This window comes from Paenibacillus rhizoplanae (genome assembly GCF_042684125.1).
GTDB lineage: Bacteria > Bacillota > Bacilli > Paenibacillales > Paenibacillaceae > Paenibacillus_AQ > Paenibacillus_AQ rhizoplanae.
On sequence record NZ_JBHUKY010000078.1, the window covers coordinates 70370 to 84038 of the forward strand.

General features: G+C 55.1%; 11 protein-coding genes. All 11 read left to right on the top strand.

The window, feature by feature from the left end; all coding sequences use genetic code 11:
* The first annotated feature begins 6 nt into the window (after positions 1–6).
* The 11 genes from ACFSX3_RS28900 to ACFSX3_RS28950 all read left to right on the top strand — a co-directional run bounded on the left by ACFSX3_RS28900 (position 7) and on the right by ACFSX3_RS28950 (position 13619).
* Positions 7–501 carry a DedA family protein gene (locus tag ACFSX3_RS28900; RefSeq protein ID WP_209990417.1) on the top strand — a complete coding sequence of 165 codons (495 nt, stop codon included), beginning with the start codon at positions 7–9 and terminating at the stop codon, positions 499–501.
* 125 nt (positions 502–626) lie between these two features.
* A complete protein-coding gene (locus ACFSX3_RS28905; protein ID WP_209990420.1) occupies positions 627–3746 on the top strand; it encodes a GNAT family N-acetyltransferase in 3120 nt (1039 codons plus the stop codon).
* 20 nt (positions 3747–3766) lie between these two features.
* Positions 3767–4639 carry an amidohydrolase family protein gene (locus ACFSX3_RS28910; RefSeq protein WP_209990425.1) on the top strand — a complete coding sequence of 291 codons (873 nt, stop codon included), beginning with the start codon at positions 3767–3769 and terminating at the stop codon, positions 4637–4639.
* A gap of 495 nt (positions 4640–5134) precedes the next feature.
* Entirely contained in the window at positions 5135–6262 is a 1128-nt protein-coding gene (locus ACFSX3_RS28915) for an NAD(P)/FAD-dependent oxidoreductase (RefSeq protein ID WP_209990427.1), read from the top strand.
* 140 nt (positions 6263–6402) lie between these two features.
* Positions 6403–8022 (top strand): ABC transporter substrate-binding protein, encoded by a 1620-nt coding sequence (locus ACFSX3_RS28920; protein ID WP_209990430.1) that lies wholly within the window; start codon positions 6403–6405, stop codon positions 8020–8022.
* On the top strand, positions 8019–9008 hold the full coding sequence (locus ACFSX3_RS28925; protein WP_379313595.1) for an ABC transporter permease: 990 nt from the start codon (positions 8019–8021) through the stop codon (positions 9006–9008). Before ACFSX3_RS28920 ends, ACFSX3_RS28925 begins: the two co-directional genes overlap by 4 nt.
* Entirely contained in the window at positions 9005–9874 is an 870-nt protein-coding gene (locus ACFSX3_RS28930; protein WP_209990433.1) for an ABC transporter permease, read from the top strand. The genes ACFSX3_RS28925 and ACFSX3_RS28930 overlap by 4 nt, the downstream gene beginning before the upstream one ends.
* Positions 9871–10635: an ABC transporter ATP-binding protein gene (locus ACFSX3_RS28935; protein ID WP_209990436.1), complete on the top strand. Its 765-nt coding sequence runs from the start codon at positions 9871–9873 to the stop codon at positions 10633–10635. The genes ACFSX3_RS28930 and ACFSX3_RS28935 overlap by 4 nt, the downstream gene beginning before the upstream one ends.
* Entirely contained in the window at positions 10626–11378 is a 753-nt protein-coding gene (locus tag ACFSX3_RS28940; RefSeq protein WP_209990440.1) for an ABC transporter ATP-binding protein, read from the top strand. The genes ACFSX3_RS28935 and ACFSX3_RS28940 overlap by 10 nt, the downstream gene beginning before the upstream one ends.
* Before the next feature lie 25 nt (positions 11379–11403).
* Positions 11404–12468 (top strand): pyridoxal-phosphate-dependent aminotransferase family protein, encoded by a 1065-nt coding sequence (locus ACFSX3_RS28945; protein WP_209990443.1) that lies wholly within the window; start codon positions 11404–11406, stop codon positions 12466–12468.
* A complete protein-coding gene (locus tag ACFSX3_RS28950; RefSeq protein WP_209990446.1) occupies positions 12465–13619 on the top strand; it encodes an amidohydrolase family protein in 1155 nt (384 codons plus the stop codon). The genes ACFSX3_RS28945 and ACFSX3_RS28950 overlap by 4 nt, the downstream gene beginning before the upstream one ends.
* Positions 13620–13669 lie beyond the last annotated feature (50 nt).

The window sequence follows — 13669 nt, forward strand, 5'->3', positions numbered from 1 at the left end:
TTGTTCATGCCATGGGTCATCGAGATGATCTCACAATACGGTTATATAGCTATATTCGCGCTGCTGGCGCTGGGGCTTGTCGGACTTCCCGTTCCCGATGAGCTGCTGACGCTGTTCGTTGGCTATCTATCCTCTACCATGGTACTGGATTTCTCGCTTTCGGTTCTGGTCTGTTTCATAGGTTCGATTACAGGCATGCTGATCAGCTATACCATCGGTCTCAGAGTGGGGCAGCCTGTCGTGGACCGGTACGGGAAATGGGTAGGCCTGACGCCCAAACGGTTCGCCTATGTCAAACGCTGGTTTTTCCGGTTCGGCAACTGGACGATATTCATCGCTTATTTCGTTCCGGGCATCCGGCATGTGACCAGCTACATCTCAGGCATTAGCGCCATGTCCTTCCGAAAATACTTAATGGTCACCCTTGCCGGTGCCTTTATCTGGTCACTCCTGTTTGTCTCAATCGGTTATCTGATCGGTTCGAGGCTAAGCTTCGCTTAAGTTAAGTAATATTCTTTTATAATCAAACAGGATCTTACAGTGGCTATTCGTTCTGTTATATACTGCAAGTAGTATTTAAGGCTATGAAGCTAGGAATTATAGCGATACGAGGAGGTATGACTGTAATGCCAGAGTTACAAGATATAGTAATTGAAGAATACGTGCCGGCTAGGCACGCCGCTTCCATTGCCGAGATGTGGAACAGAAGCGCAGAGAGCTGGGGCGGAGAAGGAACGTACCGGACAGAGGAAAGCGTGCTGCGGGAACATGAGAACAGCCCGATGCTCAAGTTGTTCCTGGCGGTAAGCGGCTCAGAGGTCATCGGATACTGCAGCTTCTCTCACTATAAAGAGGATACCGGGGCGCTATATATCGCTCTGCTCAACGTGAGACCGGATTACCATGGACGCAAGGTGGGCAAGGCGCTGGTAAGGCGTTCGATTGAAGAGACGATTAAGCTGGGCTGGCCGCGGCTGGATCTCTATACTTGGCCCGGTAATGTCAAGGCGGTGCCTACGTATAAGAAAAGCGGTTTTTTCTGGGAGAACCGGGATGATACGACTCACCTGATGAACTTCATTCCCTCGGTGCTTCAGACCGGAGCGGTGAAGTCTTATTTCGAGAAGATAGACTGGTATAACGACAGCATCCGTGAGATCAAGGTGGAGCCTGACGGTCATGGGGAAAACGGCTTTGACTATTTTACATATGAATGGCTGAAGGATGGCCTGTCGCTGAAAATGGAATATGAGCGGACCGGCCGTGGCCTGCGCCTCATTGAGACGGAGGATTACCGGATACAGGTAACGATTCCTGCGCAGCATGAGCTGCCGTTTGGAGCGGAATACCCTGTCATTTATGAAGCCGTTAATAAAAGCGGGAAGCCCTTGTCGCTCCAGATTAGCGGTAAAAGCAATGCGCAAATCCGCTTGGAGCTGGAGGCTGCTCAGGATATCGAATCCGAGGCACGGATCGAAGGCTGCTTCTTCATCTATCCGGTGAAGGAGGAGCAGAATCTCTATCAGACCCACCCTGTGGTCGAGGCAGAACTGCTCATTAACGGCCTGCCTGCTGTATTCAAGCTGGGCATTAAGCCGAAGTTCCCGGTCAAGGTGAAGCTCCAGGTACCGGACAGAACGCTTTTCGCGGGTGAAGAGGTGGAGCTGGATGTAACGGTGGAGAATGAGTACAGCACAGACACCGTGTTCAGCTTTGAGCTGCCGGAGGACGAGATTCTGTCGTTCAGTCAAAAGCGTTACACCGTAGAGGTTCCGGCCAAGAGCCGGCGAACCGTCACCGCAGCGGCCCGGCTGCTCGGGTACGGGATTTGGCACCATACAGTGAGCATCCGCAGTGCAGAAGAAGGAGACGATTCAGCTATACTGGAACAGGAGCTGAGCCTGGTCTTCACCGGAGCAGAGACGGTCTTCGGCGGCCCGACCGACAAGGACTGGATTATCAGCAATGGCCGCTATTCCGCCGTTCTGAACAAAACGAACCATTGGCTTACTTTTTTCCAGAACCGAAAATATCTGATGAACCTGCCTTATCCGAAGCTTGGACTGCCGTATACGAATGAATTCAATAAATTCTCGGCGCTGGATGTGAAGATCTCGAGGGATCAAGAGGCTATCGTGCTTGAGGCTACTTATGAGGTTGGTATCCGGGAAGGCTTGCTGCTGACGATGGTTGTGAAGCTGTTCAGCAACGGTATAGTCTCCCGTTATTTCAGAATCGACAACCCGCTGGCTACCGTTCAGGAGGAAGAACTGTTCCTGAGGGACGGCTTCCGCTTCAACCTGCATGGAGGCGTCATCCCTTACCGCGGCAAATATATAGATCTGAGCGCAGGGGCTGAAGCCACCGGCATGGATTACTGGGAAGCGCAGGAATTCACGGAGAACTGGATGTTCGCTGCGGATGAAGGCTTCTCCAGAGGGATTAGCTGGCCGTCAGAGCTTAAGCTGATTCAGGACTCGTGGATGCATGCCGTAGAGCATTCCCTGGGGCGGATTCCCGCCGGCGGGCGGAAGGAGACGCCGCCGCTGCGGATCGCTCTGGGTACCTGGAACAATTGGCAGGATTTCCGGGCCTATGCGCTGCAAAGCGGCAACAAGAATGCTGACGAACTGGCTACTACAGAACAGCTGGAGCTGAGCCTGAATAACGGAAATCCGTTCATAAGCGGTGAGGCTAAGCTTCTCCTTCAGGAGCAGAAGAAGAGCTATCTGGCGGGTGAAATTCGGATCTCTTCCGAAGCAGGCAGCATGGAGGAAGCCCGGCTAACGGTGCAAGAGGAAGAGAAGCTCAGAGAAGCAGCTCTGCCGCTGACAGTACCAGCAGGCGCTGCGCCGGATGTGCTGACCCTGCATCTGGATATGGACAGTTATGTGCAGGATCACTCCTTCCTGGTCTTGCCGGTCGCGGATGAACGTGTCCGGCAGGAGAGACTCACAGCAGAAGGGGCACAGGTACTGGCTGTGGACAACGGCATTCTGCGGATACAGGCCAGCCCTGACTTCGCGCCGGGATTGTTCTCACTTGCCCATCAGGGCGAGGAATGGCTTGAATCTTCTTTTCCGCAGCCGATTGCAAAGTCCTGGTGGAATCCTTGGGTAGGCGGAATCGTAACCAGTGTGGGCGACATTGCCTTGCGCAGCTTCATGGAGGAGCCGCTAACGGCTGATTTCGCCGAATTGACCGATAACAAGGGGAACCGCTGGTCGGGGATACGAATGAGTGTAACCATTCAGAAGAATGATAAATACAAAGGACTCGTACTACATCAGTATTTCATGCTGTTGCCGGGCGTTCCGGTGCTTGTCTCTACGGTACATGTGGAGCAGAATACAGGCGGCCCGCTATGCCCGTTGAAGCTTGAGACCTCAACCTTCTATACTGCCGCCTCCGACATGAAGGATGGCAGAGCGTACCTTAAGAACAGCAGAGGTCAAGAGCTTACCTACAAGTCAGGCCGTGGACAGGCAGAGGATGCCAGCCATAACGGGATTCTGCAAGTCGGTTCCATGGAACGCGAGCAGCGTCTATCACTAGTTACATCATTTAAGCATCCGTCACCTTCTCTGATGGTCAATTCCGTCGCGTTGACGTCTTATGCGGAGGAGTACCTGCATCTGCAGGATTGCAAGGAGCAGTTCAGCAAGCCGCAATTCTATCTGATCTCGGATCTCCAGGTACCTGAGCAGGCCTATGGCGATCTGCTGTCGATCCGGTTCAAGAAGTGAGCCAGAGAAAGGAAGCTTCTATGAAAATCATTGACGCACATGTGCATTATTCCAATATTGCAGCCTTCCACGAAACGGCGCAGACCTTGGCGCATATCGATTATACCGGCGAGGGACTCCTGGAGGAGTTCCGCCGCAGCGGTGTCATTGCCGGAGTTGGCATGGGAGTGACCGAGACGGTTGCCGGAGCTTTTCCCGATTCCGCTGCCCTCAATCCTATGCTGCTTGACCTGAGCGAGACACTGCCGGACAATCTGTTCACCTGCGTGGGCATTAACCCGCTCACCCTTCATCTGGAGGGGCAGCTCGAAGCACTGGAGCAATCGCTGCAGCGCTCCGATGTCGTTGGCATCAAGCTGTACGCCGGGTATTACCACTTCAATGTGGGGGATGAGATCTATGATCCGGTCTACAAGCTGGCTGCGGCCTACGGTCTGCCGGTAGTCATTCATGGCGGACTGACTTACGCGGACCAGGGATTGTTGAAGTATTCCCACCCGCTGTCCATGGAGGAGACCTTCCTGAAGCACCGGGAGATTACCTTTATGCTCTGCCACCTGGGCGATCCTTGGGTTATGGACACCGCAGCTCTGCTGGAAAAGAATCCTAACCTCTACACGGATTTGTCCGGCTGGATTGTCGGCGATCAGGCCAAGGTGGACCGGCTGCTGACCGAGCAGACCTATACCGATCATTTCCGCCGGGCGCTGGTGTTCGCCGAGAAATACGACCGGCTGGTTTTCGGCACAGACTGGCCGCTGGTCCCGCTGGACGCTTATATTACCTTCGTGAAGCACCTGGTGCCGGAAGACTATCATGAGGATGTCTTTTATAACAACGCACTCCGCGTGTTCCCTAAGCTTGCGGAGCGGATCAGAGAACTGAATCTGTAAGGTTTGTGTGCTTCCCCCCGGAATGGTGTTCCGGGGGTTTTTGCATTATTGCGCTGGGAAGCGGGGCGGGCTACTTCTTCTAAGGAACGACCTGTGGTAAGCTGAGATTTGTACAGCATCAGCTTTAACACTGTAAGTGATTGTATTTCCTGCAATAGAAAAGGCATAGCTGACCCTAAAATGAGATTCTATTGTATTTCATACAGTGGAATGTTGTGTTTTGGGTGAAAAATGGCTTTTTTTCAATATTCAATTGTACGGAATACAATAGATGCTATTTCGAAGCCTTTTTTACAGCAATCTATTGTACAAAATGCAGTTACTATCGTTCAAGTGCCTACAGCATCCGACTGCCTGCTGTGCGAATGAGACGCTGGCGCGATAAGGTCCGGTAATGGTCATATTCACAAAGGGAATGACACCATTCTTGAATTCCTTGCACAGAACCCTATCCACTAACACAACGGGGTATACACATCCAGAAAGGACGTACAGATGAAGAAAGTTATTGTGATCGGAGCAGGTATTCTCGGGGCATCGGCTGCCTACCAGCTGGCAGTGATGGGCGCAGAGGTGCTGATTATAGACCGTCAAGACCCTGGACAAGCTACGGATGCAGCCGCAGGCATTATCTGTCCCTGGCTGTCGCAGCGGCGCAATCAGGCCTGGTACCGGCTGGCGAAGTCGGGGGCGCGGTTCTATCCCGAGTTGATTAGCCAGCTTAAGGAAGGGGGCGAAGCGCATACCGGTTATGCCAGGGTTGGAGCGCTTAGTATACATACGGATGAAGGTAAGCTCGACAAAATAGAAGAGCGGGCACGAATGCGGCTGGCAGATGCCCCGGAGATCGGAGTCATCACGCGGCTTAGCGCACAGCAGACCCGTGAACGTTTCCCGCTGCTGGCAGAAGGATACGCCTCGGTTCATATCAGCGGTGCTGCCAGAGTGGATGGCCGTGCCTTGCGGGACGCTCTCCTTCATTCTGCACAGCAGCAGGGCGCGGTCATGGTTACCGGAGACGCTACGCTTGCCTTTGAACCGGGCCGGGTAACGGGAGTCCACGCAGGGGGACACTATTATCCGGCGGATGAAGTGATTATCTGTGCAGGCGCATGGGCGAACCCGGTGCTCCGGCCGCTTGGTATTGACTTCAAGGTGAGCTACCAAAAGGGGCAGATCATGCATTTGCAGGTATCTGACCACAAGGATACGGAAGTCTGGCCGGTGGTGATTCCGCCAAGCGATCAATACCTGCTCGCTTTTGCCCGGCAGCAGATTGTTATCGGAGCTACTCATGAGAATGACATAGAAGGATATAATACCAGAGTGACCGTCGGCGGAATGCAGGAGATTCTGGCTAAGGGACTGGAAGTAGCGCCTGGACTGGCGGACGGTACCTATAGTGAAGTGAGGGTCGGCTTCCGTCCGTTCACTCCGGGATTTCTGCCGGTCATAGGGGCTGTTCCCGGGTGGAGCGGAGTCCTTGCGGCCAATGGTCTGGGAGCTTCAGGACTTACGATGGGGCCGTATATCGGTTATCAGCTGGCGAAGCTGGCACTCGGCAGAGAGCCTGATCTGGAGCTGGACGATTATAGCCTTCAGAGAGCCATTATGGGCGGATGATAACGAATACATTTCCTTCATTGGAACATTATGATTCAATTCGGATTGCCGGATGAATTTTTGTTTGACAGAAGTGAAGGTCTGATCCATAATACAATCCATACTAAACATATATGATTTATAGGAAGGGTGGATCACACGTGATTAATTTAAAAGCTTCTATGAGAAAAACAGCAGGGCTGGGCACACTTGCGGTATTGTTCGTATCGCTGCTTGCCGGCTGCTCCGGGTCTGCTAATCCTGCGGATTCGAGTAATGGGGCTAAGGCAAGTACGGCTCCAGCCGCAACGGAAAGTGTAAGCACAGCAGAGCCTGCAACTGGAGGCACCTTCGTGTATGGCCGCCCGGCTTCCGTAACGTCGTTTGATCTGCATAACCAGATAACATCGAATAACGCATTTGCGATTGATAAAGTGTTTGAGTCACTGGTTGCTTTTGACAGCAAGGGTGAAATTACGGATCAGCTTGCAGCCTCGCATACGATCAGCGAAGACGGCTTAACTTATACGTTTGTGCTGCGTGACGGCCTGAAGTTCTCGAACGGCACGCCGGTGACACCAGAGGATGCGGTATTCTCCCTGCAGCGGCATCTGAAGGTTGGCGGTCCGCTGGCTATCTCGGCCAAGGTGGATGCGGTGAAGGCACAGGATGAGAAGACACTCGTAATCACGCTAAAAGAACCCTATACCCCGTTCATCTCGGAGCTGTCGAACTTCTCGAACGGCATACTCCCGAATAACTTCGGCGGAGTAACCGAAGAGGAATTCTTCAAGAAGCCGGTAGGCACCGGGCCGTTCGTGATCGAGACATGGGACCCGGCAGGTGATGTGACCTTCACCAAGAATACCAACTACTGGAAGGAAGGCCAGCCTTATATCGACAAGCTTGTCTATAAGCTGATCCAGGATGACAGTCAGGCGATCAACCAGCTTAAAGCCGGAGCGGTGAATGCAGTTGAAGCCCTGTCGCTACAGAATGCGGGCGAGATCAAGGATGGTGCAGACACAACAGTGGTAACGAACGGCAGCTGGGTGACTGAACAGCTCTTCTTCAACACACTGGATAAGCACTTCTCCGATGTGCATGTCCGCCGGGCACTGGCACTGGCGCTTGACCGTGACGGCCTGACCAAGGCCTTGACCTTCGGCTATGCGCAGACGGCGACTTCCCTGCTGCCGTCAACGATCCCTTACAATGCCAATGACAAGATCAAGGCACTGAGCTTCGATCCGGCGGCTGCCAAGGCAGAGCTGGCCAAATCGGCCTTCCCTGACGGATTCTCCACCAAGCTGCTGGTTGCTTCCGGCAACAGCACCCGGGCTCAGGAAGCCCAGATTATCCAGGCCGCCGGCCAGGCGATCGGGATCAAGATTGAGATTGAATCGGTGGAGCTGGCTACCTTCCGCGAACGCTTTTTCGCTTATGATTTCGCGGCGATGCTGAACAGCGGTCAGGCGGATTCCCCGGAAGCGAACTCGATCTTGGCGTTCCAGACCGACCCGGAAGGCTTCAGCAAATCGTACTGGACGCATTACACGAATGAGAAGGTAACCAAGCTGCTGTATGAAGGCCAGAAAACAGCTGATGGTGAAGGACGGGCTACGATCTACACCGAGCTTTTACAGACGCTTGCCGATGAAGTTCCTTACATTCCGCTGTACTATCCGGATATCCTGATCGGCGCGCGGTCTTCTGTAGACGGACTTGTGGTTCTGCCTAACGGCAGCATCCGTCTGGAAGATGTCCGACTAGCTAAATGATGAAATCCAAGCTGACCCTGAGCGGTGCAGCTGGAAACAACGGTTCTTACAAGTGGCTGGCCTTAGCCCTTGTAAGAGCCTTACTTGTTATCCTCTGCGTAATGACGGCGGTCTTTTTCCTGATCCGAATTGTACCCGGCGACCCCGCCAAAATGATTCTCGGTGAATACAGCACACCTGAAGCGCTTAAGAATATGCACCACACACTGGGACTGGATCTCTCCTTATGGGATCAGTTCACCCGGTTCGTGAAGCTGCTTTTCACTCAGGGAGATACCGGAAACTCTATTATTGCCGGCACCTCGTCGAGAGAGCTGATTGCAGAGCGTGCTCCGGTCACACTACTGCTGATTATAATCGCCTCGGGGCTTGCGATCATTACAGCACTCCTGCTGGCAACGGTTGCTGCCACCCACAAGGACAAGCTGCTCGACCATCTGATCCGCATTATTCCAGCGGTCACCCTCGGGATGCCGGTCTTCTGGGTTGGGATTCTGTTCATTTTGTTCTTCAGCGTGCGGCTGGGCTGGTTCCCCGTAGGGGGAATTGGCGAGGGCTGGTCGGGTACGCTCCATAGTCTGGTGCTACCGGCGGTCACGATTGCTTTTTCACAGATTCCTACGCTGGTCCGCTCGCTGCGTGCGCAAATGCTGGAGGTGCTTGAATCCGAATTCGTTGTCACTCTACGGGCAGCTGGAATCCCGTCCAGAGTGATCCTGTTCAAGCATGTGCTGCGCAATTCGGCATTGCCTACCTTGATGCTGCTGGGAGTGAATGTGTCCTACCTGATCGGGGGAACGCTCGTTGTGGAGCAGGTTTTCGGCATCAAGGGCATCGGCAGCCTGCTGTTCACCTCCATCTCGAATAGGGATTTTCCGGTGATTCAGGGGATTGCGCTCTATTGTGCACTGGCTGTTGTGATCATCAGTGTGCTGATCGAAATTATCTCCGGGTGGCTTGATCCCAGAACGAAGGGCAAATCATGAATACTACACAGATAGACACAACCCTCCCGGACACCCTGAAGCCCGCAAGCGGACTCCGAAGAGTACTTAACACCCCGTCACTACTGATCGGGATCATTATGTTCGCTATACTTATACTGCTTGCTATATTCATTCCTTACTTAAGTCCCTATAATCCGACGGAGCAGAATCTGAGCGCCTTCCTGCAGCCGCCTTCCGCAGCCCACTGGCTCGGTACCGACCAGCTTGGCCGTGATTTGTTCACCAGATTGGTCTATGCCGCCCGGACAGATCTGACGATCATGGTGCTGGCTGAGATTATTCCGTTCTGCACGGGCGTCATGCTGGGCATGATCTCGGGGTACTATGGCAAATGGACCGACAGAATCATATCGCTGATCACGGACACTTTTATCGCCTTCCCGTTCTATCTGATCGTCATTATCGTGGCCTTCGCCAGCGGGGCAGGGGAGCGCGGAATCTACATCACCTTCATTCTCGTAGGCTGGATTGTCTTCGCCCGTGTGGTCAGAGGACTCAGCGCTTCCTTCCGTAAGCAGGAATGGATTGCCTCGGCGCAGACGCTTGGTCTGCCCGGACACCGCATCCTTCTGCGCCATCTTCTGCCGAATGTATTGCCGCAAGCCGTTGTCGTGCTGATGACGGATATGATCGGACTCCTGGTAGCCATTGTTACGCTGGGTTATCTGGGCATCGGGATTGCCCCGCCTACGCCGGACTGGGGAACGATGATCGCAGACGGACAACCCTTCATTACCACAGCCTGGTGGCTGTCGGCGGTTCCCGGCTTCGCAGTCGTGTATACAGGAATTGCGTTGTCTCTCCTGGGAGACGGACTGGCCGATATCTGGAGGAGAAAAGGATGACCACACAACCTGTACTTGAACTCGAAAAATTGACACTCGCAGCCTCTTCCACAGAAATCCTGGTCAACAGCGTCAGCTTCTCCCTTGAACGCGGCGAAAGCCTGGGACTAGTCGGCGAGTCCGGCTCCGGCAAATCGCTGACGCTGCGGGCCATTCTCGGCCTGCTTCCGCGCGGTGTGGAGCAGACCGGAGGAACGGTCCGCAGCAAGGTAAGCAGTGCAATGGTGTTTCAGGACCCCAGAGGAGCGCTGGACCCGCTCTGCCCGGTAGTGAAGCAGCTGACCGAGGTTGTTTATTACAGACAGAGAACCAGCCATAAGGCTGCACGGCGCATTGCCCTGGAGCTGCTTGAACGGCTCGGTCTTCCAGCTTCGCTGAAGACAACAGACCGCTACCCGGGCCAGCTCTCCGGCGGCCAGTGTCAGCGTGTGGTCATTGCTCTGGCGCTGGCCTGCAAGCCGGGCATTCTGCTCTGCGATGAGCCGACCACCGCGCTGGATGTGACGGTTCAGCGCCAGATTATAGATACGATTACGAGTCTGCAGCAGGAGCTGGGCTTTGCCATGGTCTTTGTGACCCACAACCTGGCGATTGCCGCCAATCTCTGCTCCAGACTGGTTGTAATGAAGCAGGGCCGGATCATTGAGCAAGGCGAGACACATAGCCTGCTGCGGCATCCGGCTGAGGCTTACACACAGATGCTAATGGATTCGGTGCTCCCTCTGCCGGAGCTGGAAGGAGGCGGGGGCTCATGGAAATAGCATTACAGGTGCAGGATATAACCGTCCGTTATGGCGGATTCACCGCCCTCGATCAGATCCGGCTGGAGCTTGCGCGGCATACCACGCTGGGGCTTGTCGGTGAGTCCGGCTCCGGGAAGTCTACGCTGGCCCGGGTCATTGCGGGACTGATCACCCCGGATGAAGGACAGCTTCTGCTGGGTGCGGAGCCGTTAGGGAAGAAGCGGAGCAAGGCACAGCATAAGCAGATTCAGATGATTTTTCAGAACCCGGATTCTTCGCTGAATCCCCGGCATACCGTCCGGCAGATTCTGGCTGAAGCCTTGCTGTTCCACCGGATTGTAGAACGTTCGCAGGTGGAGCGCAGAAGTAAGGAGCTGCTTAGCCGGGTGCAGCTGGATGCCAAGTCTCTGGACAGATATCCGCATGAATTCTCCGGCGGCCAGCGCCAGCGGATCGCCATTGCCCGTGCGCTTAGCGTGGAGCCTAGCCTGCTGATCGCCGATGAGCCTACCAGCGCACTGGATGTCTCGGTGCAGCGCAGCGTGCTGGAGCTATTCCATACGCTGCAGGCCGAGCTTAATCTTACGATGCTGTTCATCTCCCATGATCTGGGAGTTATTCATGCCGTCAGTGATACCGTCGCTGTGATGCGTCAAGGGCAGCTGGTCGAGGTAAATTCTAAGGATGAATTCTTCGTCCGGCCCCAGCATGAATACAGCCGTGAGCTATTGTCTGCGGTACCCAAGATGCCGCAATATTGAACATTCAACACATCAGGAGGAATATATGAACCGTCAAACTACAGGATTCGTACCACTCACGCTATCTGAGCTGGACACATTAACACAGCAGCTGTCACGGCTATTAGGGACACAGCATCCTCCGGTAATTATTCCGGGGGAGGCGATTCTAGGCATTGAGGCGGTAGCGGCAGGAATTGCAGCGCCGGGACGTACGATTCTGAACATAGTGACCGGACCTTACGGCAGCTTGTTCGGCGAGTGGCTTACGCGCGGCGGGGCCACAGTGGCGGAAGTGAAGGTTCCCTTCGACCAGGTGGTTACGGTAGAGGAGGTGGCCGCAGCGATTGAGCTGCATCAGCCGGTTGCGATTTCTTTGGTGCAGGCTGAGGTGGTTACAGGCGGCTCGAACCCTGCGGAGGAGATCTTCAAGCTGGCCCGCAGGCATGACCTGATTACGGTAACGGATTCCGTGTCGGCTGTCGGGGGAGAGGCGCTGTCCGTGGATGAGTGGGCAGTAGATTTCGCAGTGATGGGTGCGCAAAAAGCACTCGCCGGTCCTAACGGAATCAGCGCGGTCAGTATTTCTCCCCGCGGCTGGGCCTTCCTGGAGTCGAACGAACGGGCTCCGCGCAATTCCATTCTGTCCTTGCTGGATCTGCAGCGGTCCCCGGATGGCGCAGCGCAGCTCCGCGTCCCGCCGAATATCCCGGTCCTGGAAGCCAGAGCTCTAATCGAAGCACTGGAGGCTGTTGCCGAAGAGGGACTGTCACAGGTAATCCAGCGGCATGAACGCGCGGCGGCTTCTGCTGTCGCCGGAATCTCGGAGCTTGGGCTTGCGCCTTGGCAGAAGGACAGCAGACATTATTCTACGCTGACTACGACTATTCGGGTTGACGAGCAGCCGCTTCTGCTGATCAAGCAGCCTATCGGTATCGTAGCTCCCGGGGACGGCGAGTTATTCGGTCAATTGCTGCGGATGAACCATTTCGGAACGAACGCCAGCCGCGAGAGTGTGGAGGCGGCGGTACAGACGCTGGCCAGACTGCTGAAGCTGGATGCTGAACCGGCAGTGCAGGCCGTCCGCCAGGTCTGGGGGGAAGCGGAATGATCCTCAAGCAGCCGCAATTTCAGGCATACACGGGAATTCATATTGCAGGTACCCAGGGGAAACGCTTCGATATCGAGATTACGAACGGAAGGTTCACCGCAGTGGCTGAAGCGGTGCCGCAGCCGGAACAGGCGGAAGGCTCCCGGCAGCAGCAGCTATGGATCAGTCCGGGCATTCTGGATCTGCATACCCATCTGGCCTGGACCGACTTCGACCATGAGGATCAGCTCCGCCGGGACCCCCGAGAGATTGAGGTGATGCAGGCGGAGGCCTTCGCCGCTACCTTGCGGACGGGGGTAACAACAGCCCGCGACGCCGGCGGTATTCTGCCTGCCACGATCCGGCATCTCGTGAAGTATTACCAGCAGCCGCTGCGGGTAGAGACCAGCAGTGAAATGCTGGGAGCTGCCGATGCCAAGGGGATCAAGCATCTGGAGAACCGCCTGACGGAGATCTACGCGACCGGGGCAGGCTGGGTCAAAATCATGGCGACCGGCGGCCTTGGCGCTGAGACCGAGAAGGTCACGGAGCCAAACTTCTCCGAGGAGGAGTTCGGCTTCATCGTCCGACATGCCCATGCGAACGGGAAGAAGGTTCTGGTGCATACCTGGGGCGGGGTAACGATTGACTGGTCCATTCAGGCCGGTGTGGAATCTATTGAGCACGGGATGTTCATGACCTGGGATCAGGCCGGAAGACTGGCCGAATCCGGCGTGGCTTATGTGCCGACCACTTCTATCTACCGGATCGCTGCTGATCCGAAGGGAGTGCTGGCGCTAAGTCCGCTCATCTGTGAACGGGCAGCCCGGGCAGCTGATGCTCACGCTATAGCGCTTGGATATGCCAGAGAGGCGGGGGTGCGGCTGGGCTTCGGCACCGATTACGCTACGCCTGCGCTGCATGGCTACAACCTGCAGGAATTCGACACCCTGCTGGACTACGGGCTGAGCCGGGCGGAAGTATGGCGGTCAGCCACCGAAGACGCGGCCGGGATTCTCGGAAGCGGCCATGAGCTGGGCCGGATAGCGGAAGGCTATATATCTGATGCCGTCATCTACGCCGCCGATCCGTATCAGGCCAAGAATGCAGATCAGCTACGCACAAGTATTGTTACGGTTATTACCGGCGCGCAGGAAGAGGATTTACTGTAACGGATGTGCAAAGAGGCTGTCCTTTCTGATGAAGGACAGCCTTCTTGCGG